Genomic DNA, 23,723 nt, shown 5'->3' on the forward strand with positions numbered 1-23,723 from the left:
TGCATGACCGCGACCGCCGACCGGGTGGCCCCTGACCCCACCCGCACCGTGCCGCTGCCCCTGCGCGAGCAGGCCGACGTCCGGGACCGCTGGCTGACCCAGCGCCTGCTCGACGTGCTGCCCGGGCTGATGGACCGCGCGGAGATCGACCTGTGGGTGGTCGTCGGCCGCGAGTACAACGAGGACCCGGTGCTGCCGACGCTGCTGCCGGCGACCTGGCTGTCGGCCCGGCGGCGGACCATCCTGCTGTTCCACCGCAGCGACGACGGCGTCACGGCCGCGGCGGTCTCCCGGTACCCGGTCGGTCAGTTCCTCGGCTCCTGGGACGCCGACGAGCAGCCCGGGCTGACGGCGGAGGAGTCGCAGTGGTCCGCCGTCCGCCGCTTCGTCGACCAGGCCGCGCCGCGCAGGATCGGGGTCGACGTCTCGGCCACCTTCGCCCACGCCGACGGCCTGGCGCACACCGAGCACGACCTGCTGGTGCGGGCACTCGGCCCGCACGCGGAGAAGCTGGTGTCGGCCGAGCAGCTCGCGGTCGGCTGGCTGGAGACCCGGCTGCCGGAGGAGATCGCCGCACTGCACGCCCTGAACCGGCTGGCCCACGAGGTCATCGCCGAGGCGTTCTCCCCGGCCGTGGTCACCGTGGGTGAGACGACGGCGCTCGACGTCGCCTGGTGGATCCGGCAGCGCTTCGCCGACCTCGGGGTGGACGCCTGGTTCCAGCCGACGGTGGGGCTGCAGCGGGCCGGCACGCCGCTCACCGACGAGCGCGGCACCGTGCTGCCCGGCGTCCCCTACGACGCGGTCATCGAGCCCGGTGACCTGGTGCACTGCGACGTCGGGCTCTCCAGCCTGGGCCTGATGACCGACACCCAGCGCAACGCCTACGTGCTCCGCCCCGGGGAGCACGCCGCCCCCGCCGGGCTGGTCGCGGCGCTGGGCGTCGGCAACCGGATGCAGGACCTGACGACCGCCGCACTCCAGCCGGGCCGGACCGGCGACGAGGTGCTCGCCGCCGCCCGCGCCGCCGCGGCTGCGGCGGGCATCGACGGCGACGTCTACTCCCACCCGGTCGGGGTGCACGGCCACGGGGCCGGCCCGGCGATCGGGATGTGGGACCAGCAGCACGGCGTCCCCGGCGCCGGCTCGGCGCCGGTGCACCCGGACACCGTCTACGCCCTCGAGCTGTGCGTGCGGGTGCCGGTCGCGGAGTGGGGCGGTCAGCTGGTCCGGATGGCGCTGGAGCAGGGGATCGCGCTCACCGCTGCCGGGGTGGAGTACCTGGACGAGCGGCAGACGGAGCTGATCCTGATCCCGCCGGCCTGAGCTCCCCGGCCGGCTGCCCGGCCAGGTCCGCGCGCAGCCGGCGGACCTCCTCGGTCAGGTCGGCCAGCTGCGCACGCAGGACGGCGTCGTCCGCCTCGTCCTGGGCCTGGGCCGCGTCGGCGACCCGGCCGACGAACCAGGAGGCCACCGCCGCGGTCACCACCCCGAGCAGGGCGATGCCGCCGATCATCAGCAGGGCCGCCACCAGCCGCCCCTCTCCGGTGACCGGGTACTCGTCGCCGTAGCCGACGGTGGTGATCGTGGTGAGCCCCCACCAGACGGCGTCCCCGTAGTCGGTGATGACGGCGTCGGGGGCGTCCCGCTCGGCGTCGTACACGGCCAGTGAGGCCATGAAGACGACGAGGGCCGAGATCGAGGTGACGTAGTAGGCGACCCGGCCGTGCAGCGAGACGGTGAGCCGGCGGTCGAGCACCCGGGCGACCCGGACCAGGCTGATGATCCGCAGTGGGCGCAGCAGGGGCAGCAGCACGGCCAGACCGTCGATCCAGTTCCGCCGGACGAAGTGCCACCGGCGCTCGGCCAGCACCAGCCGGACGACGTAGTCGGCCAGGAACACCGGCCAGACCGCGACGGTCACCACCAGCAGCGCCGTCCGCACCCACCCGGGGACGTCCGGTTGCAGCACCCGCCAGGCGTAGGCGATGACGAACAGCACCGCGATGACGATCAGCGGCCACTGACTGGCCCGCTCGTAGCGGGCCCTGATGTCCTCCCTCTGCACCCGGTCAGTCTCGCCGGGTCACTTCTCGCGCGCCTCGGCGGTCTTCTGGTCGTTGGCCTCCTGGATGGCGTCGACGAGTTCGTCCTTGTCCATCTTCGACCGGCCCTCCACGTCCAGCTCCTTGGCGACGTCGTAGAGGTGGGACTTCGAGGCGTTCGCGTCCACGCCGCCCTTGGTCTCCCGGTCAGTGTCCCGGCCGCCCTCCGCCTGGGGGTCACTCGGCCCCTTGTGGTCCTTGGGCTCCCAGTGGTCGCCCACCTTCTCGTGCGTGTGCTTCACCGCGCTCCAGGCCACCTGGTTGGCGCGCTGCGCGTCGTCGTACTCCTCGGCGGCGGAGTCGTGCGCCTTGGCGAAGGTCCGCTGCGCCTTCTCGTCCGAGCGCTGCAGGGTGCTGGGGATCTCGCTCTGCTTCGCGTCGCCGCTCTTCGTGGTCTTCGGCACGGCCGTTCTCCTCGGTCGTCGGGACGGTTGACCTCGGACGGCTACCCGGTGGGGAGCCCGGCCAGTCACCGGGCTCCCCACTGGGTTCAGGCGGTCCCGGCCGTCACCGGATGCCCAGCCAGCGGGCCTTGGCGAGGGTCACGGCGAGCGCCCAGTAGGCGGGCTTGCGGGTGTAGTCCTCGAACATCACGTTGGCCGCGCCGGTGCCCTCGAAGAAGACCGGCACCCACGAGTACTTGTCGTTGAAGCCCCAGATGGTGAAGGAGTTGCAGTCCTCGACGCCGAGGCAGGCCTCCAGCGCCCAGCGGTACCAGTCGGCCTGCTGGCTCAACTGCTGCCGGGTGGGCCGGCCGTCCTCCGCGAGCGGCATGCGGACGTCGAGCTCGGTGATCGCCGTCTCCAGGCCGAGGTCGTCGAAGCGCTGGAGGTTCTGCTCCAGCGTCGCCGGGAACGGGTACTCGAAGCTCAGGTGCGCCTGGGTGGCGAAGCCGTGCAGCGGCACGCCCTGGGCGAGGAGCTCCTGGGACAGGGCGTAGTAGGCGTCGCTCTTCGGCCCGATGTCGTCGACCGCGTAGTCGTTGAGGAACAGCTCCGCCGTCGGGTCGGCCTCGTGCGCCCAGCGGAAGGCGTCGGCGATGATGCCCGGACCGAGCTCGCTGATCCAGATGTTCTCCGGCCGGAGGGTCGGGTTCGCCCCGTCGGTGAAGATCTCGTTGGCGACGTCCCACTGCTGGATCTTGCCCGCGTAGCGGCCGACCACGGTCTGGATGTGGTCCTTGAGGATCGCGCGCAGCTCCTCGGGGGTGAAGTCACCCTCCTGCAGCCACGCCGGGTTCTGGCTGTGCCACAGCAGGGTGTGGCCGCGCACCTCCTGCCCGTGCTCCTCGGCGAACTCGACGATCGCGTCCATGGGCTCGAAGTTGTACCGACCCTGCTCCGGGTGGATGAACTCCCACTTCATCTGGTTCTCCGGCGACAGCGAGCTGAACTCGCGCGCCAGCGCCTCGCGGTACTCCTCGTCGTAGGTGAAGGGGTCGGGGTAGTCCTGCTCGAGGTGGTGCCCGCCCCCGGCGACGGCGGTGCCGATCTCCAGGTCGCGCGGCGCCACGTCGCGCAGGCCGTGCCGGTCGAGGACCTTGTGGACGCGCTGCTCCACGGCCTGGTCAGGGACTCGGCCGCGTTCCCCGGCCGCTGCCGGGGCGAGGGTGGCGCCGAGGAGGACGGGCAGCACGCCCACCCCCACCGCGCACCGGACGAACGTTCGGGACAGGGACAGCTGGGAGCCCATGGTGCAACCTCTCGTCGGCGTCGTCGCCATATCGGGAGTTTCCGGAAGTGCTGCGCGGCACGTTACGAACGAAGGGGTGCCGTGACAACAGGTCCTCGGCGTGTCTCGGTGATCTCCGATGGGCGCGCCGCAGCGCCGTAGGGTGAGTCCTCCGACGACGAGGAGGGACACGTGTCCGAGACCCGCACGGTCACCATCGCGGCCATCGCGGCCGAGGCGGGGGTGTCGGTGCCGACGGTGTCACGCGTCCTCAACGGCCGGTCCGACGTCGCACCGCACACCCGGGAACGGGTCGAGCGGCTGCTGCGCGACCACGGCTACCGGCGTCGCGGGGGCCGGCCCACCGCCGCTGCCCGGCTGATCGACCTGGTCTTCAACGACCTCGACAGCCCGTGGGCCGTGGAGATCATCCGCGGCGTCGAGGACGCCGCCCACGCCGAGGGCGTGGGCACCGTCGTCACCGCGATCCACCGGCGGGCCAGCGACACCCGCTCGTGGCTGGACAACCTCGCCGGGCGCAACAGCGACGGCGCGATCCTGGTGACCAGCGACGTCGACCCGGCGCTGCACGCCGAGCTGCGCCGGCTGCACGTCCCGGCCGTGGTGATCGACCCTGCCGGGGTCCCCGAACTGGACGTGCCGACGATCGGTGCCACCAACTGGGCCGGCGGGCTGACCGCCACGGAGCACCTGATCGGGCTGGGTCACCGCCGGATCGGGGTCGTGACCGGCACGCCCACCCTGCTGTGCAGCCGGGCTCGCCAGGACGGGCACCGGGCCGCACTGGAGGCCGCCGGGCTCACCGTCGACCCCGACCTGCAGATCGCCGGGGACTTCAGCCACGAGGCCGGCTTCCGGGCGGCCACGGAGCTGCTGCAGTTGCCCGAGCCGCCGACCGCCGTCGTGGCCGCCAACGACCAGATGGCCTTCGGGGTGTTCGAGGCCGTCCGCCGGGCCGGTCTGCGGGTGCCCGAGGACGTCAGCGTGATCGGCTTCGACGACCTGCCGGGCGCCCAGTGGTCCTCACCGCCGCTGACCACCGTGCACCAGCCGCTGTCGGAGATGGGGTCGCTCGCGGCCCGCACCGTGCTGCGTCTGGTGCGGGGCGAGCGCCTGGAGACCCCGCGGCTGGAGCTGTCCACCCGGCTCGTCGTCCGGGAGAGCACGGCGCCGCCCCGCCCCCGGGGCTGAGCGGCGCAGAGCTCAGGGGAGGTCGGCGGTCTCCGCGGACTGCCGGTGCCCACCCTGGGCGTCGTCGGGATCGGCGTTGATCGTGCGCTCCTCGGACTCGGCGAGGATGACCGCGGCCTGCACCTCGGGGTCCAGGCCCTCGTTCGTGGGGTCGGTGTCGCCCTCGACGGACTGCTCCTCGGGCAGCAGCCGCGCCCGCGACTCGACGTTCTGCTCGGTGACGTTGGCGATCGCCTCGGGGGACGGGTCCTTCATGGAGGGCATGGAACTCCCCTACCCACGTCCCCCGAGGCAATGCCTCGAGATCGAGAGCAGCGGTGCCTCGTGATCAGAAGCGCTGCTGCTCGGTGTGGATCCCCAGGGCCTCGGCGACCTCTTGCACGTTGGTGAACTCCGTGCCGCTCGGCAACCGGTTCAGCGAGGCGAGCACACGGTCGGGAGCGTGGGACTCCTGCGCCTTGGCCACCAGGGTGTCCTTGTCGGCCGGCCAGACCTCCTTGCCGAGCGCCTCGGCGAGCGCGGCTCGCTGCTCGACGTCGGCCGGCTCCGTGCCGGGTGCGGTGGCGGGCTGGTGGGGATCGGTCATGCGGGTCCTCCTCGTGTCGATCGGCCGTGGACCGGCCGGTGTGTGGGTGGTCCGGGGGTCAGCTGGAGGTGGAGGCGTCGGTGTAGCGCAGGACGGCGGCCACCGGGATGTCACCGGGCATCGCCGTCCGCGGGACCACGACGACCGCCGCATCACTGCCGACGGCGGCGCGCAGCAGCGCCTGGTCGACCGGGACGCGCTCGGCGTCGGAGACCCCGAGGGCGGTCATGTCCGACTCGTCCACGCCGATCTGCAACGGGTCGGGGCCGATGAGCAGCTGCTCGTCGTCGACCTGGTCGGCGAGGACCAGGGTCTCGACCTGGGCCTTGCGCAGCGCCTCGACGACCAGCGCGGTGCCCGTCACGGCCAGGCCGTGGGCGGAGGCGGCCTGGACCTGTTCGACGGCCCGCGCCTGCCCGTGCGCCTCGTGCTCGGCGACGAGCTCGAGCGCCCGGAGCTCGACCGGCGCCCGGTCGGCCCCGGCGGCCCGGCCGCCCTCCTCCATCGAGACCAGGACGTCGCCGACCTCCTTGCTGGCCTTGTCGGCGAGCAGCTGGCGGGCCCGGACGTCCCCGGCGACCAGCACGAACTGCGCTCCGCTCTGGACGACCAGCTGGTGGAGGTGGTCGGCCACCTGGCCGGCGTTCTCCTCCCACTGGTTCTCCGCGGTGTGCATGTAGGTGTTGTGCGCCCAGCCGCCGACCTTCACCTTGCGCATGTGGAAGGTGTCGCCCTCGATGGTCTCCTCGTCGGTGGGGCGGCCGGGGACGGTGGCCACGGAGACGTCGGCGCCGACGCGGTCGGCGACGACCACCACGTGCGGCACCCGACCGGCGAGCTGGCGCAGCACCGGCAGCAGGTCCGGGTAGGGCGACCAGCGGGCGACCGGGTCGCGCGGCACGTCGGCCAGCGCCTCGTCGAGGACGACCGACCCGTCGGCGGCGACGACCAGGGCGCGGCCCCGCAGGGTGGCGATCTCACCACCCTCGTTGGCCTGCAGCAGCTGGCTGCGCACCGACTCGACCACCCCCTCGGGTGCGCCCGCAGCGGCCAGCTCCTCGCAGACCGCGCGGACCCGCAGTTCGACCTCGGCGTCGGCGTTCTCGGTGGTGTGGGTGACGTCAGCGCAGACCGTGGCGTACGGGCCGGGCGCGCTGAACACCTGCTCCAGGAAGGTCACGTCCATGGGACGGGGGGCTCCTTCGATGTGGTCGACGTGTGCGGACGGGGCCGGGTCTGGGCCCCGATCAGTGCGTCGTCGCGGCCTACCCACCGGTCCGGCCGTCTCACACCCGGTGTGTCAGGCCGTCCCGCCCGGGTAGGCGTCGGCAGAACTGATCCCACGACCGGAAGGAGCCGGGATGTCCGAGCGCGACAGCCTCCCGCTGCCCGACTACGACCACCTGCCCGTGGGGAGCCTCACCTCACGCATCCGCACCCTGGACGCCGACGGCCTGCAGACCGTGCTGGCCTACGAGAAGTCGCACGCCAACCGGGTGCAGGTCGTCTCGGCGATGGACCACCGGCTCAGCGAGCTGCGGTCCGGCGACCAGCCCTCCGGGGGTGACCCGGGCGCCGTCCAGCCCGAGCAGGCCCCGGCGCCGTCCGGCGGATCACCGGTCTCCGAGGCGACCACCGGACCGAAGATCAACCCGCCGTCCCAGGGCGACCCGACGAACCCGGCCCAGCCCCGCTCCACCGGCTGATCCGGCGCCGTTCCGGCGATCGGGGACGAGCCGGCCACCGCACGCCGAGGCGGCGGCCGGCTCAGCCGCTGAAAGCGGCGACGATGTCCATCACCGCAGGCCCGAGCAGCACGATGAACAGCGTCGGCAGGATGCAGAGGATCAGCGGGAAGATGACCTTCACCGGGATCTGCATCGCCTTCTCCTCGGCCCGCTGGCGGCGCTTGAGGCGCATCTCCTGGGCCTGGGTCCGCAGCACGTCGGCGATCGAGACCCCGTACTGGTCGGCCTGGACAACCGCGCGGATGAACCGACGCAGGTCCGGGACGGCGGTGCGCTCGGCGAGAGCGAGGTAGGCCTCCCGGCGGGGCTGGCCGACCGCGATGTCCTGGAGGGTGCGCACCAGCTCCTCGGCGAGCGGGCCGGTGCCGTTCTTCCCGGCCCGGGCCATCGCCGACTCGAAGCCCAGCCCCGCCTCCACGGCGATGGTCATCTGGTCCAGCGTGTCGGCCAGCTCCAGGCTGATGGCCTGCTGCCGCTCCTGCCCGCGGCTGTACAGCAGCAGCTCCGGCACGAAGTAGGCCACGCCGGTCACCGCCACGGCGAGGAGGCCGGGCAGGAGACCAGGGCGACCGGAGACGACCACGAGCCCCAGGCCCGCAGCAACGACCGCGAGCACCAGCTTCGCCGCGATGAGCCGGGGCAGCGGCCAGGCCGCCGGGCGGCCGGCGGTGCCGGCCAGCCGGTTGAGCCGGGCGACGGTGCCGCGCGGCGTCAGCGCCCGGACCAGGCCGGCGCCCGCCCGGGACCCGGACCGGGCCGCGGAGGCAGAGCCCAGGTCCAGACCGCGGGTGAGGTTCTCCCGTGCCTGGACAGCGGCCGGCGCGGGTCGACTGAGGGTGGCCCAGCCGAGCACCGGCAGCGCGAGGGCCAGTGCGACGGCGGCCGTCAGCACGACGAGGGGCAGGTCCATCATCAGAACCGGATCGCCACGGTCTTCTTGAGCCAGAAGCCGCCGACGGCCATCATCACCGCGGCCACCGCGAGCATGGCGTAGCCGGCGAGGCTCTGGGTGAACTTGGCCAGGTAGGCCGGGTTGGTCACCGAGAGGAACGCGACGATGCCGAACGGCAGCGCCATCAGCACGGTCGCCGACAGCTTCCCCTCCGCGGACAGCGCCTTCACCTGACGGCGGATCGCGTTGCGCTCCCGGATGGTGTGGCCGACCGCGTCCAGCACCTCCGCGAGGTTCCCGCCCACTTCCCGGTGGATGGCGATGGCCTGCGCGACCCAGACGAAGTCGTCGCTGCCCATCCGCGCGGCCACCTCGTCCAGGGCGTCGCTGAGGTCGCGTCCCACCCGGGTCTCGTTGAGGATCCGGGCGAACTCCTCCGACGTCGGCGACTCGGCCTCGTGGGACACCGAGTCGACCGACCGGAGCAGGCTGTGCCCGGCCCGCAGGCTGCTGGCCATCAGCTGCAGGGAGTCGTCGAGCTGGTCGGCGAACGCGGCCCGCCGCCGTGCGGCCCGCACCTTCAGCAGCAGCCTGGCACCCAGCGGCCCGGCCAGGGCGGCGAGGACGCCGAGCACCGGCCCCCCCAGCAGCGCCCCGGTGACACCCAGGCCGAGCGTGGCCACGCCGACCAGCAGGACGAAGTCCGGCAGCGCCGTCGCGATCCCAGCCCGCTCCAGGGCGGCGGTGCCCGCGGCGGCCCGGCCCCGCCTCTCCAGCACCCTGCCCACCGCCGCACCGGCGGCCGCCCCGGCACCGGCGAGTGCGGAGGACGGCGGCGCGTTGGCCGGGTCCAGCCGGCTGAGCGGGACCTGGGCGGGGCCCGCGGGCAGGACGACGAGAGCCGTCAGGAGCAGCGCGGCCAGCACAGCCGACACCCCCAGGACGAGGAACGCCGAGGTCATCAGGACCAGCTCCGCTGGCGGGGGACGTCAGGAGCGCCGAAGACCCGCGGGGAGAGCGTGATCCCGAGGTCGTCGAACTTGTCGGTGAACCGCGGGCGGACCCCGGTGGGCACCGGCTTGCCGAGGAACTTCCCGTGTGCGTCGACGCCCGCGGAGTAGTCGAAGAGGAAGGCGTCCTGCAGGGTGACCGTCTCCCCCTCCATGCCCTGCACCTCGGTGACGTGGGTGACCCGCCGGCTGCCGTCGCGCAACCGGGTGATCTGCACGACGACGTCGACGGCGGAGGCGATCTGCTCGCGGATCGCCCGCAGCGGCAGGTCCATCCCGGCCATCAGCACGAGCGTCTCCAACCGGGCGATCGCGTCGCGCGGGGTGTTGGCGTGGACGGTGGACAGCGAGCCGTCGTGGCCGGTGTTCATCGCCTGCAGCATGTCCAGCGACTCACCACCGCGGCACTCCCCCACCACGATGCGATCGGGTCGCATGCGGAGTGAGTTGCGCACCAGGTCGCGGATGGTGATCGCGCCCTTGCCCTCGATGTTGGGCGGTCGGGACTCCAGGCGGACCACGTGGTCCTGTTGCAGCTGCAGCTCGACGGCGTCCTCGATGGTGACGATCCGTTCGCCCTCGGGGATGAACGAGGACAGCACGTTGAGCAGCGTCGTCTTCCCGGTGCCGGTGCCACCGGAGACGATCACGTTGAGCCGCGCCGCCACGCAGGCGTCGAGCAGCTCGGCCATCTCCGGTGACAGGGTGCCGAAGGCGATCAGGTCGTCGACGGTGAACGGGTCCTTGGAGAACTTGCGGATCGTGAGCGTGGAGCCGCTGAAGGCCAGCGGCGGGATGACGGCGTTGACCCGGGAGCCGTCGGCCAGGCGTGCGTCGACCAGCGGCGAGGACTCGTCGATCCGCCGTCCCACCCGGGAGACGATCCGGTCGATGACCCGGCGCAGGTGCTCCTCGGAGTTGAAGCGCGATGCGGTCCGGCTGAGCCGGCCGTGCTGCTCGACGTAGATGGAGTCCGGGCCGTTCACCATGATCTCGGTGACCGCGGGGTCGTCGAGCAGCCGCTGCAGCGGGCCGTAACCCAGGACGTCGTCGGCCAGCTCGGCGGTGAGCCGCTGCCGCTCGTCGCTGCTGAGCGGGACGCTCTCCTCCTCCACCACCTCGTCGAGCTCGCCGAGCACGATGGCGCGGAGCTGGTCCTCGCTCAGACTCGGGTCGTTCATCCGGCTGCCCATGCGCTCGAACAGCGCCTTGCCGACCCGGTCCTTGAGCCGGCTCAGGGCGTCGGGGACGGGTGGACCCGTGAAGCCGGCGGCGGGCGCGGTCGTCACCGGCGCGGCCGGCGCGGCCGGTACCGGTGCGACGGCGACGCCACGGGCGGCGTCCAGGCGGGAGGCGAGGTTCATCAGGACGCCGCCCGGTGCCGGGCGCGGACACGGCCGGGGCTGACCAGGGGCGTGGCGGCGAACCGGGCCACCAGTCGGCGCAGCTCCTTGGTCATCGGGTCCCGGCCACCGCTCTGCAGCAGGGGGACGCCCTGGTTGGTCGACGCCGGCACGGCCGACGACCGCGGGAGGACGACGTCCACGCCGGTGCCGATCGTCGTCTCCACGTCACGCACCGACAGCCCACCCTTCGGGTCGGCGAAGTTCATCACCACGTGCCGGCCGGCCGGGATCATGCAGAGCTCGCGGAGGACGTCGAGCTCCTTGCGCAGGCCGCGCACCCCGGGCACGTCCATGCTGCTGAGCATCACGACGTCGGTGGCCCGGTCCAGGGCGGCGAGCGTCTGTTCGGACAGACCCGGGGCGGTGTCGACCACGACGTAGCGGAACTCGCGGGCCAGCGCGGTGAGCAGCGCGGTGACGTCCGCTGCGGAGACGGTGTCACCGGCCGCCGGGGAGTCCGACCCGCACACGGCGTACAGCCCGCTGGGGTGCCCGGTCAGGAAGGTCTTGAGGACCATGGTGTCCTGGCTCGCCGGGCCGTGCACGGCGTCGGGCAGCGTGTGCTCGGGCACCAGCCCCAGCGCCGAGGCGACGTCGCCGAACTGCACGTCCAGGTCGACCAGCACCGTGGACTGCGGCGCGGAGGCGGTCAGCCCGATGGCCAGGTTGGTCGCAACCGTCGTCTTGCCCACCCCGCCCTTCGGGGAGGCGACGGTGATCACCCGGCCCGTGTAGCGGCTGGTGTCGTCGGCCGGGCGCAGCGCACGCCGCCGGCCGGCCGCGGCCTGCGCGGCCCGCTCGATCGCCGCCCGGATCTCCCCGACGTCGGCGCCGGGGTCCAGCAGGTCGCGGATGCCGGCCCGCATGGCGGCCTGCCACAGCTCGGGCTCCGGCCGGGTGACGAGCACCACGCTGATCCCGGGGCACTGCGCGTCCATCCGGGCAGCCAGCGCGAGCACGTCGGGAGCCGGCGCCCCCGGGCCGATCATCAGCACCTCCGGCAGCTCGCCGTCGGTGAGCTGCTCGAACAGGCGTGCCGGGTCGCCGGGCAGCCGGCCGGCCGGCAGCACGTGGACGTCGCCGTCGGCGGCGGCGGAGACCCGCCGGGCCAGCTCGTCGTCGGACGCGGCGAGCACGACGCGGCTCATGACCAGTCCTTTCCGTACACGTTGCCCGGGGTGATGACCTCGGTGCCGTCGATGTCGGCGCCGTCGGGTTCCAGGGAGAGCCACAGCGTGCCGTGCTCGGCGCCGAAGACGACGCCCTCGGCCTGCTCGGCGGTGACCGCCAGGGTGACCATCAGGCTGGCCGCCGGCGCCGCGGACCCGGCGGACGCGGTCTCGACGTCGGCTGCCTCACCGACCGGCGCCGGGGCGCCCTGCACCTGGGTGACCAGCACGCGGTGCAGGATCACGTGCGTGCTGGGCGGGTCACCCACGGACACGAAGACCCCGACCGTGTCACCGGCGGCGAGCCGGCCGCCCACGGCGCGCTGGGGCTCGAGCAGCACGCTGACCTCCTGCGCGCCGGCCGGGACGGCGACCGTGCCCGGGACCTGCAGCTGGTCCGGGCGGGCGAAGCGGGCGGCGAGCACCTGCTCCCCCGGCTGCAGGTCCACGGTGGCCACCTGGCCGACCAGGTCGGCGAGGTCGGTGACCCGGCCCGCCACCGCGGCCTTGGCCGGCACCTGCTCCTGCCGGACCAGGGCGGCCAGCTCGGGAGCCGCCGTCCCCGCGGGGACGAGTTGGTCCACGACCAGCACCTCCACGGTCTGCACACCGGCCAGGGCACGGGTGTCGGCGCCGCGCACGTAGGCCACCAGGACCACCGTGCCGACGAGCGCGAGGACCAGGGCCGCGAAGGCGGCCAGCAGTCGGCGTCTCACAGAGGGCCCCTATCGGATGAGTCGGAGGATGTTGGTGCCGAGCGCGGGCGCGTCGGAGCTGTAGCTGAAGGCCTCGGAGAGGTCGACGAAGCGGGTGAAGTAGCCGCTCACGCACCGGTCGTTCCCGGAGCACGGCTTCGGGCTGGTGGAGAACTGGCCGCCGAAGTGGAAGCCGGTGAGCCGGAAGGCCGCGTAGCCGTAGACCCGGTACCACGCGTTGTTCCCCGTGCCGTCGTACTCGTCGAAGATCGGCAGGAGCACGGTCCGGTCGATCCACTGCGACACGTCCGCCGCGGAGCACGACGAGGGCGGGGTGTTGCCCGTCGAGGAGTACGAGCGCTGCTCGATGGCGCTCGCGACGCTGCACGTGCCCGTTTCGGTGTCCAGGTACCCGAACCCGCCCGGGACGAAGTTGCCCGAGGGGCCGGTGCAGGACATCGCGTCCGCGGTCCCCTTGGTCAAGGTGATCGTGTGCACGGTGGTCGCCGACGGCAGACCGCCGTGGGTCTGCCGCTCGAACTCGCACCACGAGAAGGTCAGCGGCAGCACCGCCGTGCCGGCGTCCGGGCTGCCCCAGCCGACGGTGGCCGAGGCGGTCACCCCCGTGGCGTCGTGCCCGATCACCGGCGCGAACCAGTGCTGCACCGGGGTGCTGCCGGTGACGCTGACGCTCAGCGGGTCGCTCGACAGCACCGGCGGGGCGGCGCTGGCGTCGCCGTCGTTGGCTGCCACGACGGCCGAAGCTGTCGCGACCATGTCACCGCAGGCTCCGCGGGCGCAGTCCTGGGCGACGGCGAACGCGGCCGCGTCGGCCGCGACCTGGAGCCGGGCCCGCTCGGCGTAGAGCGCACCGACGTCGACCGCGATCGCGGCGAAGCCGAGCATCGGGACCATCAGCAGCGACAGCACGACGGCGGCGGCCCCGTGCTCGTCGCCGAGCCGGCGCGCCGTCCGGGAGGTGACCCGGGAGATCAGCCGTTGCACCGCATGACCCCCTTGGCGCTCAGGCTCAGACCCGAGCCGAAGAACCCGGTCAGGTAGGGCTTGGGGTAGCTGATGGTCACGCTCACGTACGTGCTGCTGCCGATGCCGCCGAGAAGCGGGCACGACGCGGGCGTGATCGTGATCTGCGCGTCGGTGATGTCCGGGTCCAGCGTGGCGGCTGCACCGCGGACGGCGGTGCGGGCGGCGGCCTGGTCGTTCTGCAGGGCCATCGCCCGGGCGCCTTCACGGGCAGCCGCGGACAGCGTCCCCTGCACCGAGAAGGCGTGACCGAACTCGGCGATGCCGAGGACGAGCGTGATGAGCAGCGGGACGATCATCGCGAACTCCACCGCGCTCGCCCCGCGCTCGTCGCGCAGCCGGCGTCCGACCATGTCCACCTCCTCATCCGTACGTCGTGGGTCTGCATGTGTGCAGCGGCGCGGCGGCCCCCCGGAGGAGGCCGCCGCGCCGGGCAGCCGCTACTGGACTCAGGCGTGCAGGGTCAGGGCGTGACGGTCCCGCCGAGCTCCGTGGTGATGCTGGTGAAGAGGGTGTTCAGCTGACCACCGAGGGCGGTGACGGCGACGATGATCACGACGGCGATCAGGCCGACCATCAGGCCGTACTCGACGGCGGTGGCGCCCTTCTCCTCCTTCTTGAGCCGGTCGGAGGCGACGGAGACGAGCGTGAACAGGGTCGTGTAGAGCTGGGTCACGAGGTGCTCCTCTGTGGGTCGTGCCGACTGGAGCGGGTCGGCTGACCCGTCCTCGCGGCTGCACCGAGACCATCGAGTTCCGCCGGAGCGAACTTGAGCAACACCCCCCGTCCGGGGTACCGACGCCAGCCATCCGGGGAAGATCGCCGGAGACCGTCACGCAGCGTTGCGGTCCCCGCGCTCCGCGGGCGTTGTGTCAGGAGAACGGGAGTGCGACTCCCACAGGGGCCCCGAGCAGCAACAAGGCGCCGGCGGCGAGTGCGGGGAACACGATGCGGTCGGGCAGCAGCCGGTGCGGCAGGTCCACGACGGCCAGCAGCACGGCGACGACGGCGAGCAGCAGGAAGGCGGGCAGCTCCGCCGTCGGACCGATGCGCAGCGCGATCAGGCCGGCGAGCAGGCCGGTGGCCACCGCGAGGACCGGCGGGCGGACCGCGGCGCTCCCCGGGCCATGAGGTCGGCCGGTCGCGCGCCGGCCGACCAATGGAACCGCCCGGCGACCCGGTTCACCAGTGCTCCGGCGAGCAGACCGAACGGCGAGGCGCCGACGGTGACCGCGGTCAGCGCGGGGTCACCGGACAGGCTCACGGCGGCCACCCTGCACGCCGCCACTCCTGGACCCGGCAGGCCGGGAGCCCGCGCGTCCGGCCAGCTCACCGACCCCGGCTCAGTGCCCGGTCGGGCGGGGCGTCCCCGGCGCACCTGGACCGAGCAGCCGCTCGATGATGCGCCGGTCACCCGGCCAGGCGTCCAGCAGCACGTCCCGGGGCACCCGGCGGGCGGCGTAGCGCAGCGCCAGGGCGACCACCACGACGTCGTCCAGTGGCCCGATGACCGGCAGGAACTCCGGGATCAGGTCGATCGGCGAGAGCACCCACAGCCCGGCCAGCAACAGCGCCACCTTCGCCCGGCGCGGCACCGCAGGATGCCGGCGCAGCCGGCGGAGAGCGGTGGCGCAGGCGGGAAGGAACCGGGCCAGCTCCCGAGCCGTGCCCGGCGGCAGCGTGCGGGCCAGCAGCACGAGCACCGCCCAGCTGAGCAGGACGACGGCCACGGCGACGCCCACCCAGGTCAGCCAGCGCGTCACCCGCGCAGTCTCCCAGCCCACCGCCCGACCGGGAGACCCGACCGCAGGGGTGGCCCAGGGGGACGGAGGCGGCTCGTGTGCCCTGTGGGGCGGCCGTGAGACGACACGGTGCAGCAACCTGCGGGGAACTGCTGGACGGTCTGCCTACCGTCCGGCCATGCGCCCGAAGCGACTCCCCCCGGTCCCCCAGCCGACCGCCCGCCTGCAGCAGCTGACGCTGATCGCCGCAGCCCGGGTGAGCGCCTGCCGGACGGCGTCCAGCCAGCAGATCACCGACATCGTGCGGGTCACGGTGGACGACGAGGTGGACACCACCACGTTCCGGGCGATCGTCGCCGAGGTCGGCGGCGACGCCGCGCGCTGACCGCCGGGCGTGTGGGCGCGACGCCCAGGTGGTGCGCGTCGGCGACGGTGCGCGCCCTCGGTCTCCTGGCCGGACTCTCGTGTCGACGGCGCCTGAGAACTGACCCCCTCGCGACGGGCGCCTCAGGCCCGCGGCACGAAGGGGTCACGACCCGACGTCGGGAGGCGGCCGCCTCACTCGCCGGCGGCCGCCGTCGCGTCGCCGACCGTCGGGGCCATGGTGAAGGCGTACGTGGTGAACGACGCCTCCACGTCGCCGGTCGCCGTGGCGGGACGACCGCCACCGGCGATCGCCGCGTCCTGACTCGTGGCGGTGAGGCCCGAGATCAGCAGGAGGCGGTCAGTGCCGGTCTGCAGCTCGGAGACGAAGCTCTCCACGGCATCGGACGAGCCGATGACCGAGACGCTCACCTGCATGCTGAGGACGGCGACAGCCGGGGTGCTGCCGTCCGACACCGCGCCGGTGGTGCTGCCCTCCGCGCCCACGGCGGGTGCCGGCGCCTCCACCGGTACCGGTGTCGCCGTGGTGAGCTGGACGATCGTCAGACCGGTGTTCTGAGCCGTCTCCTGCAGCCGGCGCGTGAGACCGGGGAGGTCCGCCTGGGCCGGGATGCTGGCTTGGAGACCGGCCAGCTCGGCGCGGTGCTCGTCGAGGTGCTCGAACTGGTCCGCCAGGCCGATGAGCGCGAGTTCCCGCGCATCGTTCTGGACCGTCAGGAGCTCGGCCGACTCGCGGATCGAGGCGGTCTCGGCGCGGATGGGGTCCACGACCAGGAGCCAGCCTCCTGCCAGCACAGCCAGCCCGACGACAGCAGCGCCGGCGGCCCGCGATCTGTTGCTCAGCGTCGTCACCTCACTCCTCCCCGTCGTCGGTGAATCGGTCGGCGAGCGCCATCGAGTCGAACTCGACCATCGCGGACACCATGTAGTAGACGTCGCCCTGCGATTCGGTGATCGACGCCGTGCCGAACCATGGACTCGACAGACCCGGTACGGCCGCGAGCTGCTCGATCCAGGTGGCGCTGTCGGGCAGGCTCGCGGACCTGGCAGTGAACGTGATCGTGCCGGTCGGGCTAACCACGGTCGGATCCGAAGGGGCCTCGCTTCCCACGGTCGAGTTCACGGCGGCCGTCAGCGACTCGATGGTCACGTTGTCGGGTGCGGTGGCAGCAATGGCGCGGAGGTAGGGCTGCCAGAGCACCTCCGTCTCGGTCACCTGCAGCCGCGCTGCCTCGATGGCGCGGATCTGCGTCAGCACCTCTGGCACCTCCGCGAACCTCTGCTGCTGAGCCGCGAGGTCCGCAGCTCTGGCCTCGACGACGGCGAGATCTGCTGTCGCCCGGTCCTGCTGGACCTCGGCGAGCACCCAGCCGGCCGCGCAGACGCTGATCGTGACGAGCAGCCCGAGCGCCAGCCACGCCCGCAGCTTGACGAACCGACGCCTGGCCAGGACCTCGGGCGGGAGCAGGTTGACCTGAGGCAGCGCCTCCGGCCGGATCAGGGTGTCCGTGCCGCGGCTCATGACGCCACTCCCTGGGCGAGGCCGATCGACACTGCGAGTCGGTCGAGCTGGCCGGCGAGCGAACTCGCCAGCTCCGCGTCGACGTCCACCCACTCGAGCGGGTCGGCTATGGCGACGGGCATCCGACTCTCGCTGGCCAGGCGCCGGCGGAACCCGCCCAGGTCCGCGCCACCACCGGTGAGGAGGGCGAGATCGATGCCGGCACCCGGATGCTGGCTCGCGTAGTACACGAAGGTGTTGCGGATCGACTCGACGAGGGAACGGGTCACCTCGCTGACCGCAGCGGTCGCCGGCTCACGGAGGCCGACTCCCGTCGGCACGGCGCCGATCCCGTGCCGTTCACCCGCCTCCACGGTCAGCCGCCCGGTGGCGACCGCATCGGCCGCCTCCATTCCCTCCGCGGCGATGATGCGGACCAGTTTCGGGACACCTCGGGCCGCGACGAGCACCGTGGTGGCGCGCTCACCGATGTCGACCACCGCGACCGTCTGGTCCCGGCGGGCGCCGCGGATCAGCGCCCGCTGCAGCGCGAACGCGCTCAGATCGACCATCAGCGGACGGAGTCCGGCAGCCTCCACCGCCCGCAGGTTCGTGCCGACGGTGTCTCGGCGGGCGGCCACGAGCATGCCGCGGACCTGCCGGGCACCGCTGTGGGAGACCTCTTCGGTCGGGACGAAGTCGAGCAGCGCCTCGTCGACGGGCATGGGCAGCAGGTCCGCGACCTGGAACGGCAGTGACCGCTTCAGATCTGCCATCGGCATCCACGGCAGCTCGATCTCACGTACGACGATCCGCTGGTTGCCGACGCCGATGACGACGTTCTTGGTGGTGAAGCCGGCTTGGGTCCAGAGCCGGCGCAGCGCGTCGGCCACGGCCTGGGTGTCGACCACCTCGCTGTCGTGGACCGAGCCGGGCGGCAGGTCGACGGCGCCGTAGCGGACCAGGGTGGCCCGGGCGTCGGCCTGCGGGCCCTCCTTGCCGAACTCCAGTTCGGCGCCGCGGACCTGGGTGGCCCCTAGGTCGAGTCCGACGACGTGGGTCCTTGCCACTCGCACTCCCCTCTGACCACGTGCGGTGACGTGGTTCCCGCGAAGGACGAAGAACCGGTCACGTCGCACTCTCTCTATCGGATGTGCCGGCCCCGAACTTGACCTGCGCGCGCCTGCAGATCGGGTGGGGCACCACGTCACATCAGCACCCCGAGGTAGGCCTGCCACAGCTGCTCGCCCGCGAGCGATCCGACGGCGCTGCCGGCGAGCATCCAGGGACCGAAGGGAATGCCCGACGTCCGTACCGCACGGCCGGTGAGCAGGAGTCCGACGGCGAAGGCGCCGCCGAGCAGGAAGGCCGCGAAGGAACCGACCACGAGCGGGCCCCAGCCCAGCCACGCCAGGTACATCCCGAGCAGGCCCGCGAGCTTGACGTCGCCGAACCCCATGCCGCCCGGCTTGGCGACCGCGAGCAGGAAGTACGCCGAGAACAGCAGCCCCCCTCCGGCGGCGGCCCGGACGAGGCTCCCGAGGTCGCCCTCGACGAGGGAGGCGCCGACGAGCAGGACGCCGCCGACACCGTAGGACGGCAGGACGAGGACGTCGGGCAGCCGGTGCGTGTCCAGGTCGATCAGGGCGAGCGCCAGGCCGACCGCGGCCAGGTAGAGGAAGGCCGGCAGCTCCGGCACGAGTCCGAACCGCCATCCCACCAGGAGGAAGAGGCCGACCGTCGCCGCCTCGACCAGCGGGTAGCGGACGGCGATCGGCGTGGCGCAGTCCCGGCACCGTCCCCGCAGCAGCATCCACGAGAGGACCGGGACGTTGTCGCGGACCCGGATCGGGCTGTCGCAGCGTGGACATGCGCTCGGTGGCGCAACCACCGATCGGCTCACCGGCACCCGCCAGATCACGACGTTGAGGAACGACCCGACCGCGGCGCCCAGGAGGGCCAGGAACACGAGCAGGAGTGCGGTCACGTCGTCTTCACGTAGCTGGGTGTCTTGATCTCACCGCTGTACTTCAGCGCCCACTGGGAGTTCGCCCAGCGCGGGAAGAACGGCGGCGCGGCGTCCTTCAGGCGGGCGTCGTAGAGGTAGTCCTTGTCGTAGCCGCTGCCGTTGGTCGTCGAGGCCGGTCCTCGCCAGCGTTGGGCGATGGACCCGTTCACCCGCAGCACACCCTTGCCCGGACCATCCGCCCAGCTCTGCACGAGAAAGCTGTGCTGGAGGGTCTGGATGGACGCGGCGATCTGGAGGCCCGTGGACGGGTTGTTGGCTCCGGTCGCCGGGTCGGCCACCCGCGTGGGCCACGTGCCCTCCGCGTCATACCTGCCGGCGCCGGCCTCGCCTTCGTCCCGCGGGTCACCCCACTGCCAGCTGCTGCAGCTCCACCACGAGCACTGCTGCTGGGAGTTGACGGTGACGAGGCGGGGGTGCATCACCTCCACCGTGTTGGTCGCCACCAGGCCGACCATGTCGTTCCCATTGGGCCCGCCGGCGAGGACCAGGTCACCGGCGACGACGACGGACTGTGCCGCCGCGATCGTGACGCGCCCCTTGACGACGCCCTGGACGTAGACGTTGCCCTCGCCGCAGTACTTCTCTGGGCGGGCCATCTGGATGTCGTAGGTGTAGGACTGGTTCCCGGCGGTAGGCGTGGTGCGGGTGCTGGCGGCGAAGGTCCCCAACGGCAGTTGCTCGTTGCTGGGCCCACCGATGCTGTCGGCGTAGCACTGGCGCCGGGGCACGCTGGCCGGCGCGCCGTCGACGTAGATCACCATGTCCGACGCCACGGGAACGGTGGCGCCGCCGCTGCTCGCCAGCGCCGTGCCGGTTCCGCAGTTCGGCGTTCCCCCCGTGGGCGAGGCGACCGCGAGGACGAGGCCGGCGACCGCGGAGTCCTTGCTCCAGACCGTCATGGTGGCGTTCGAGTTGAAGATCACCCGGGTCGCCCCGTGGTAGTGGCACCCCGGCAGTTCCCTGAACATCGCCGAGTTGTCCGGCAGGTACACGGGGTTGGCGTACGACGGCGCCTGCCCGAAGGTCGCGGTCGATCCGCTGGCGGCGAACGTGCTCCCGCTGCGCAGGCACCGGTTCCAGGTGCTCGGGGTGCCCGCGACGACACCCTGGCAGCCGGGGTCGGCCGACTCGATGCCCGACGAGAAGCGCCCCCCGACACTGAGCACCGAGTCGTTGGTGAACAGGCGGCCGTCCAGGACGTCACCGGCGGCGAACTGGATCTCCGTGCAACCCGAGCGGCCCTGCCAGTGGTACTTCGCCGAGCTGCTCCCGTTCGCGCCGCACTCGGTCCGCGTCGTCCCACTGAGCGCGGGGTCCATGGACTCGAAGTCGGTGTAGTAGAGGTAGTCGGTCGAGCCACCCTTGCCGACGGCCACCTCGATCGTGCGGTACACGCCGTTCACCCGCCCCGTGGAGGTGACCCGGACGGTGCCCTCGGCGTCCTGCTTGCTGCCGTCGACGCTGTAGTGGAAGTACCCCGCAGCGTTGGTGGTGTCGCGCACGTCGACCGGCAGCCAGTCGGCGGCGGTCGCCGTCGTCCACCCGCAGGTGTTGGCGGTGGTGGTCCGTCCCTTCAGGGCCCGGTTCGAGCAGTCGACCGTCCGCGCGTAGGCGTCATCGCGGTTCAACCGCGAGAGGTAGTCGTCCACCCCTGCCTGGGCCGCTGTGATCGCACCGGAATGGTCCTGGGTCCGGCGCGAGAAGTCCTGGCTCGGGATCGCATAGGCCAACACGGCGGTCAGCATGAGAGCAAGAACGAGCATGCCCGACACCACGAAGATCATCGCGACGCCGGCGTCGGACTCCCGGATCGTTCCCCGCCCGGCGCCAGCACCGCCGGTGTCGGGCCCGTTGACGCTCATGACCCTTCCTGCTGCTGCACGAACAGTGCTTGTGCGTTCGGCAGCAGGACGCGCTGGATGAAGGTGGTGTCACCCCGGGCGCTGGGGCTCGTCCCGACGACCCGCAGGGAGAGCTCGACCGCGACGATCGCCTCACGTTGGGTCGAGGACAAGGTGCTGCCCGCCAGGGCGGCCCCGGCAGCGTCGAGGTAGCTGAACAGCGGAACCGTGCCGTCGGTGCGCACGCCGCTCGCGAGGAGCCGCGTGCTCCTGCGCGCAGCACAGGCGCTGTCGGCGGTGGTGCAGAACTGGTAGCCACCTGCCCCGGGCGTCGCCGAGTCCGGCCGCTGGACGACCTCCGTCAGCTGGCCGGCCGTCGTCCCACTCGTCGCGACGGCATAGCTGACCTTGCGGGGGCCGGCGTTGTTCCCGGTGTTGTCCAGGTTCGAGTAGAGGACGACCGAGTATCCGGAGGCGCTCACCACAGCCGGCTCGGCCGTGCACCCGGCGCAGCTCGACAGCAGCTGGCTCTGCCGAACGGCCGAACGCAGGCTGCGGGCCATCACCTCGACCGAGTTGCGCGCGGTGTTCACCTGGTCCAGACGGGCCTCGTTGCGGGCGCTCGTGCGTCCCACGCCGGCGATCAGCGTGACGGTCGCCGCCATGACGAGGCTGGCCACGAAGATGCTGACCATGAGCTCGACCAGCGTCACGCCCTCCTCGCCCCGCAGCGCGGCGCTCCGGCGCGGGCCCCGGCTCACGGCCCCACCGAGTTGTTGGACCCGGCCCCGTTGAGGGTGAGCGGACCGTTCACGCCGACGACGACCGTCCCGCGGAACGAGCAGGAGCCCATCCAGCCGGACTTCGACCACTCGTAGATCTTCCAGGTCCCCTGCGGGAGGTTTCCGGTCACCGTGGTGCTGCTCCTGGTCGTCGGGGACGGGCTGCCCCACGAGTCGGTCCGGTTCTGTGTGGCACCGTCGACCCGGTACGAGTAGTAGTAGGTGCTGCCGAGCCGCTGGCAGCTGATGGTGCTCGGCGCCGCGACCAGGTAGCGCGCCAGCGCCACCCCGGTCACCCGCACCTCGACCTGGGGCGTCTCCCACGTCTGCACGGTCGGGTAGCCGTACCGCACCGTCACGACTCCCGCGCTGGGACAGGCGGCGCCCACCGCAGGTCCGCCACCCGACGCCGGTGCGGCGAACACGTACCAGTCACCCGCGGGCAGCGGGACGGGGCCGACGGCCGCTGCGGTCCCGTCGCCGAGCTCGACCGCCAGGCTGGCCGGCGACGGCACCTGGCAGGAACCGGTGGCGGCGGTGGCGGACACTGCCCAGATCGCCCCGGCGCCGGTCGGCACGTTCGTCAGCTGCAGCGTCGACGCAGCCCAGGCCAGTGCGGGGTTCGGGCCGGGCTCGAGCGGGATGTCCCCCGGACCCTGCGCGCAGCCGAAGGCGGCGCCCTGAGCGAAGAAGGACCAGTTACCGGGTGGCAGTGAGCCCGCCGTCGGGTCGACGGTCCGGGCGCGAGGGCTGCTGCACCCGGACGTGTCGTCGGCCGGCACGGCGAGGACGGTCCCGCCGGGAGGCGCGTCGGTGACCGTGAACTGGGCGAACGCGTACGCCACGGTGAGGGTGGCGGCACCGCCGGCCGGCACCTCGGCGAGCGGCAGGTCGGCCGGCTGCGTCGACCCGAGGTATGCCCCGTACTTCGCCGGCCAGAGGTCGGTCAGCTGCATCGTCAGGCCGGTCAACGGCTGTTGGACGACGGAGGTGGACCCGGTGTTCTGCGAGCTGTAGATGCTCAGCTCCATGCCTGCGACGTCCTCCGCCGTCACACCTGCGCCGGTCACCTGGACAGTGAGGGAGCCCGACCGGTCGTAGGTCATCGGGGTCACGGCGATCAGCTGGCCCTGCTGCACCGTGCCGACACTCTTGCTGGGCTCGGCCACCCCGGCGACGTCCACGTGGCCGGCGGCATGGAGGCTCACCGTGTACTCGGCCCCGCCGGCCGGTGGGGTGACCGGAACGGTGGCACATCCGGAGGTGTCCGTGAGCCCAGTGCGTGTCTCGCTGCCCGAGGTCACCGTGACCGGGATTCCCGCGTTGCCCGCGCCGGTGGCGTCGACGACGGAGACAGCCACGTAGGAGGCCACCGTCGACAGGCTGGACGCCTTCGTCGGCGCGAGGACCGTGCTGTTGGTGACCGGGCGAACCGATCCCATGTTCGGCCACGTCACCCTGGTCGTGACGATCAGCGTCGGGTACCTGACGAGCGACCCGCCCTCGCAGGCGGACGAGCCGGTCCCCGTCAGACTCCACCGGCTGCTCCGCGTGACCGTGTAGCCCACGGAGTCGACGACGAGCGGGCTTCCGGCCGTGCCGCCGGCCAGGGGGTGGGGATTGGTGACCGACCCCTCGTCGGCCAGCCGGCGGGGGCCGTCGACCGAGGCGTTGAACTGCTGGCGGACGATGTCGAGTTCGCGGGCGGCCAGGTTCGTGGCCGCCACGCGGTTGCGGTCGTTGACCGATGATCTCTGGGCAGCGAAGAGGATCCCGAGGGCCGCCGTGGAGAGGACGGCGAGGAGGACCGCAGCGACGATGACCTCGACGAGGGTGAAGCCGCGCTCGTCGCCCAAGGGCAGGCGGCGCCGCCGGCTCGTCGCCGTGTCACTCATCCGAGGCTCCT

At 72.7% G+C, this 23,723-nt stretch carries 28 protein-coding genes; 4 read left to right on the forward strand and 24 right to left on the reverse strand.

Features of this window, described 5'->3' with window-relative positions; genetic code table 11:
- The first annotated feature begins 3 nt into the window (after nt 1-3).
- Nucleotides 4-1,326, forward strand: coding sequence for a M24 family metallopeptidase (locus tag O2W20_RS19255; protein ID WP_269171573.1), 1,323 nt, complete (start codon nt 4-6; stop codon nt 1,324-1,326).
- Here the strand turns inward: O2W20_RS19255 and O2W20_RS19260 are convergent.
- The 3 genes from O2W20_RS19260 to O2W20_RS19270 form a co-directional block, all read right to left on the reverse strand.
- Complete coding sequence (locus O2W20_RS19260) at nt 1,259-2,068, reverse strand: potassium channel family protein (protein ID WP_269171572.1); 810 nt, start codon at nt 2,066-2,068, stop codon at nt 1,259-1,261. The genes O2W20_RS19255 and O2W20_RS19260 overlap by 68 nt on opposite strands.
- An 18-nt stretch (nt 2,069-2,086) precedes the next feature.
- Nucleotides 2,087-2,509 carry a ChaB family protein gene (locus tag O2W20_RS19265; protein ID WP_269171571.1) on the reverse strand — a complete coding sequence of 141 codons (423 nt, stop codon included), beginning with the start codon at nt 2,507-2,509 and terminating at the stop codon, nt 2,087-2,089.
- 103 nt (nt 2,510-2,612) lie between these two features.
- Complete coding sequence (locus tag O2W20_RS19270; RefSeq protein ID WP_269171570.1) at nt 2,613-3,797, reverse strand: endo-1,4-beta-xylanase; 1,185 nt, start codon at nt 3,795-3,797, stop codon at nt 2,613-2,615.
- Nucleotides 3,798-3,968: 171 nt separating this feature from the next.
- Between O2W20_RS19270 and O2W20_RS19275 the strand changes: the two genes are divergently transcribed.
- Nucleotides 3,969-4,988, forward strand: a complete 1,020-nt coding sequence (locus O2W20_RS19275; protein WP_269171569.1) for a LacI family DNA-binding transcriptional regulator — start codon at nt 3,969-3,971, stop codon at nt 4,986-4,988.
- Between the two features lie 12 nt (nt 4,989-5,000).
- On the opposite strand, the gene O2W20_RS19280 is transcribed toward O2W20_RS19275, so the two are convergent.
- From O2W20_RS19280 to O2W20_RS19290, 3 genes are all read right to left on the reverse strand, one after another.
- Nucleotides 5,001-5,252: a hypothetical protein gene (locus tag O2W20_RS19280; protein ID WP_269171568.1), complete on the reverse strand. Its 252-nt coding sequence runs from the start codon at nt 5,250-5,252 to the stop codon at nt 5,001-5,003.
- A gap of 64 nt (nt 5,253-5,316) precedes the next feature.
- Complete coding sequence (locus O2W20_RS19285) at nt 5,317-5,574, reverse strand: DUF2795 domain-containing protein (RefSeq protein ID WP_269171567.1); 258 nt, start codon at nt 5,572-5,574, stop codon at nt 5,317-5,319.
- A gap of 58 nt (nt 5,575-5,632) precedes the next feature.
- Nucleotides 5,633-6,760 (reverse strand): baeRF2 domain-containing protein, encoded by a 1,128-nt coding sequence (locus O2W20_RS19290; protein WP_269171566.1) that lies wholly within the window; start codon nt 6,758-6,760, stop codon nt 5,633-5,635.
- A gap of 175 nt (nt 6,761-6,935) precedes the next feature.
- Here O2W20_RS19290 and O2W20_RS19295 point away from each other — a divergent pair, with 175 nt between their 5' ends.
- Complete coding sequence (locus tag O2W20_RS19295; protein WP_269171565.1) at nt 6,936-7,280, forward strand: hypothetical protein; 345 nt, start codon at nt 6,936-6,938, stop codon at nt 7,278-7,280.
- 61 nt (nt 7,281-7,341) lie between these two features.
- Here the strand turns inward: O2W20_RS19295 and O2W20_RS19300 are convergent, their stop codons facing one another.
- From O2W20_RS19300 to O2W20_RS19350, 11 genes are all read right to left on the reverse strand, one after another.
- Complete coding sequence (locus tag O2W20_RS19300) at nt 7,342-8,232, reverse strand: type II secretion system F family protein (protein WP_269171564.1); 891 nt, start codon at nt 8,230-8,232, stop codon at nt 7,342-7,344.
- Nucleotides 8,233-8,234: 2 nt separating this feature from the next.
- Complete coding sequence (locus O2W20_RS19305) at nt 8,235-9,176, reverse strand: type II secretion system F family protein (protein ID WP_269171563.1); 942 nt, start codon at nt 9,174-9,176, stop codon at nt 8,235-8,237.
- On the reverse strand, nt 9,176-10,588 hold the full coding sequence (locus O2W20_RS19310; RefSeq protein ID WP_269171562.1) for a CpaF family protein: 1,413 nt from the start codon (nt 10,586-10,588) through the stop codon (nt 9,176-9,178). The genes O2W20_RS19305 and O2W20_RS19310 overlap by 1 nt, the downstream gene beginning before the upstream one ends.
- On the reverse strand, nt 10,588-11,778 hold the full coding sequence (locus tag O2W20_RS19315) for an AAA family ATPase (RefSeq protein WP_269171561.1): 1,191 nt from the start codon (nt 11,776-11,778) through the stop codon (nt 10,588-10,590). The genes O2W20_RS19310 and O2W20_RS19315 overlap by 1 nt, the downstream gene beginning before the upstream one ends.
- Nucleotides 11,775-12,515, reverse strand: coding sequence for a Flp pilus assembly protein CpaB (gene cpaB, locus O2W20_RS19320; protein WP_269171560.1), 741 nt, complete (start codon nt 12,513-12,515; stop codon nt 11,775-11,777). Before cpaB ends, O2W20_RS19315 begins: the two co-directional genes overlap by 4 nt.
- A gap of 9 nt (nt 12,516-12,524) precedes the next feature.
- Nucleotides 12,525-13,499: a Tad domain-containing protein gene (locus O2W20_RS19325; protein WP_269171559.1), complete on the reverse strand. Its 975-nt coding sequence runs from the start codon at nt 13,497-13,499 to the stop codon at nt 12,525-12,527.
- Complete coding sequence (locus tag O2W20_RS19330) at nt 13,487-13,891, reverse strand: TadE/TadG family type IV pilus assembly protein (protein ID WP_269171558.1); 405 nt, start codon at nt 13,889-13,891, stop codon at nt 13,487-13,489. Before O2W20_RS19330 ends, O2W20_RS19325 begins: the two co-directional genes overlap by 13 nt.
- Before the next feature lie 110 nt (nt 13,892-14,001).
- Entirely contained in the window at nt 14,002-14,214 is a 213-nt protein-coding gene (locus tag O2W20_RS19335) for a Flp family type IVb pilin (protein WP_269171557.1), read from the reverse strand.
- A gap of 196 nt (nt 14,215-14,410) precedes the next feature.
- The gene (locus O2W20_RS19340; protein ID WP_269171556.1) at nt 14,411-14,626 is read right to left on the reverse strand and encodes a hypothetical protein; all 216 of its coding nucleotides are present in this window, start codon (nt 14,624-14,626) and stop codon (nt 14,411-14,413) included.
- Nucleotides 14,599-14,802 carry a hypothetical protein gene (locus tag O2W20_RS19345; protein WP_269171555.1) on the reverse strand — a complete coding sequence of 68 codons (204 nt, stop codon included), beginning with the start codon at nt 14,800-14,802 and terminating at the stop codon, nt 14,599-14,601. Before O2W20_RS19345 ends, O2W20_RS19340 begins: the two co-directional genes overlap by 28 nt.
- A gap of 79 nt (nt 14,803-14,881) precedes the next feature.
- Nucleotides 14,882-15,301 carry a YkvA family protein gene (locus O2W20_RS19350; RefSeq protein WP_269171554.1) on the reverse strand — a complete coding sequence of 140 codons (420 nt, stop codon included), beginning with the start codon at nt 15,299-15,301 and terminating at the stop codon, nt 14,882-14,884.
- 157 nt (nt 15,302-15,458) lie between these two features.
- Here O2W20_RS19350 and O2W20_RS19355 point away from each other — a divergent pair, with 157 nt between their 5' ends.
- Nucleotides 15,459-15,665, forward strand: a complete 207-nt coding sequence (locus O2W20_RS19355; RefSeq protein ID WP_269171553.1) for a hypothetical protein — start codon at nt 15,459-15,461, stop codon at nt 15,663-15,665.
- A gap of 173 nt (nt 15,666-15,838) precedes the next feature.
- Here the strand turns inward: O2W20_RS19355 and O2W20_RS19360 are convergent, their stop codons facing one another.
- From O2W20_RS19360 to O2W20_RS19390, 7 genes are all read right to left on the reverse strand, one after another.
- Nucleotides 15,839-16,516, reverse strand: coding sequence for a hypothetical protein (locus O2W20_RS19360; protein WP_269171552.1), 678 nt, complete (start codon nt 16,514-16,516; stop codon nt 15,839-15,841).
- 1 nt (nt 16,517) lies between these two features.
- The gene (locus O2W20_RS19365; protein WP_269171551.1) at nt 16,518-17,186 is read right to left on the reverse strand and encodes a PilN domain-containing protein; all 669 of its coding nucleotides are present in this window, start codon (nt 17,184-17,186) and stop codon (nt 16,518-16,520) included.
- On the reverse strand, nt 17,183-18,235 hold the full coding sequence (pilM, locus tag O2W20_RS19370; protein WP_269171549.1) for a type IV pilus assembly protein PilM: 1,053 nt from the start codon (nt 18,233-18,235) through the stop codon (nt 17,183-17,185). The genes O2W20_RS19365 and pilM overlap by 4 nt, the downstream gene beginning before the upstream one ends.
- A gap of 137 nt (nt 18,236-18,372) precedes the next feature.
- Nucleotides 18,373-19,152, reverse strand: coding sequence for a prepilin peptidase (locus tag O2W20_RS19375; RefSeq protein ID WP_269171548.1), 780 nt, complete (start codon nt 19,150-19,152; stop codon nt 18,373-18,375).
- Entirely contained in the window at nt 19,149-21,056 is a 1,908-nt protein-coding gene (locus O2W20_RS19380; protein ID WP_269171546.1) for a hypothetical protein, read from the reverse strand. Before O2W20_RS19380 ends, O2W20_RS19375 begins: the two co-directional genes overlap by 4 nt.
- Nucleotides 21,053-21,796 carry a PulJ/GspJ family protein gene (locus tag O2W20_RS19385; protein WP_269171545.1) on the reverse strand — a complete coding sequence of 248 codons (744 nt, stop codon included), beginning with the start codon at nt 21,794-21,796 and terminating at the stop codon, nt 21,053-21,055. The genes O2W20_RS19380 and O2W20_RS19385 overlap by 4 nt, the downstream gene beginning before the upstream one ends.
- Nucleotides 21,793-23,712, reverse strand: a complete 1,920-nt coding sequence (locus tag O2W20_RS19390) for a type II secretion system protein (RefSeq protein ID WP_269171544.1) — start codon at nt 23,710-23,712, stop codon at nt 21,793-21,795. The genes O2W20_RS19385 and O2W20_RS19390 overlap by 4 nt, the downstream gene beginning before the upstream one ends.
- Nucleotides 23,713-23,723 lie beyond the last annotated feature (11 nt).

The organism is Modestobacter sp. VKM Ac-2982 (assembly GCF_026967935.1).
GTDB lineage: Bacteria > Actinomycetota > Actinomycetes > Mycobacteriales > Geodermatophilaceae > Modestobacter.

Bases quoted from the DNA above. Each gene is read 5' to 3' on its own strand.
- O2W20_RS19280 (WP_269171568.1), bottom strand. From the start codon at position 5,252: ATGCCCTCCATGAAGGACCCGTCCCCCGAGGCGATCGCCAACGTCACC.
- O2W20_RS19390 (WP_269171544.1), bottom strand. From the start codon at position 23,712: ATGAGTGACACGGCGACGAGCCGGCGGCGCCGCCTGCCCTTGGGCGAC.
- O2W20_RS19315 (WP_269171561.1), bottom strand. From the start codon at position 11,778: ATGAGCCGCGTCGTGCTCGCCGCGTCCGACGACGAGCTGGCCCGGCGG.
- O2W20_RS19380 (WP_269171546.1), bottom strand. From the start codon at position 21,056: ATGAGCGTCAACGGGCCCGACACCGGCGGTGCTGGCGCCGGGCGGGGA.
- O2W20_RS19300 (WP_269171564.1), bottom strand. From the start codon at position 8,232: ATGGACCTGCCCCTCGTCGTGCTGACGGCCGCCGTCGCACTGGCCCTC.
- O2W20_RS19255 (WP_269171573.1), top strand. From the start codon at position 4: ATGACCGCGACCGCCGACCGGGTGGCCCCTGACCCCACCCGCACCGTG.
- O2W20_RS19270 (WP_269171570.1), bottom strand. From the start codon at position 3,797: ATGGGCTCCCAGCTGTCCCTGTCCCGAACGTTCGTCCGGTGCGCGGTG.
- O2W20_RS19355 (WP_269171553.1), top strand. From the start codon at position 15,459: ATGCGCCCGAAGCGACTCCCCCCGGTCCCCCAGCCGACCGCCCGCCTG.
- O2W20_RS19290 (WP_269171566.1), bottom strand. From the start codon at position 6,760: ATGGACGTGACCTTCCTGGAGCAGGTGTTCAGCGCGCCCGGCCCGTAC.
- O2W20_RS19310 (WP_269171562.1), bottom strand. From the start codon at position 10,588: ATGAACCTCGCCTCCCGCCTGGACGCCGCCCGTGGCGTCGCCGTCGCA.
- O2W20_RS19330 (WP_269171558.1), bottom strand. From the start codon at position 13,891: ATGGTCGGACGCCGGCTGCGCGACGAGCGCGGGGCGAGCGCGGTGGAG.
- O2W20_RS19365 (WP_269171551.1), bottom strand. From the start codon at position 17,186: ATGAGCCGCGGCACGGACACCCTGATCCGGCCGGAGGCGCTGCCTCAG.
- O2W20_RS19295 (WP_269171565.1), top strand. From the start codon at position 6,936: ATGTCCGAGCGCGACAGCCTCCCGCTGCCCGACTACGACCACCTGCCC.
- O2W20_RS19305 (WP_269171563.1), bottom strand. From the start codon at position 9,176: ATGACCTCGGCGTTCCTCGTCCTGGGGGTGTCGGCTGTGCTGGCCGCG.
- O2W20_RS19285 (WP_269171567.1), bottom strand. From the start codon at position 5,574: ATGACCGATCCCCACCAGCCCGCCACCGCACCCGGCACGGAGCCGGCC.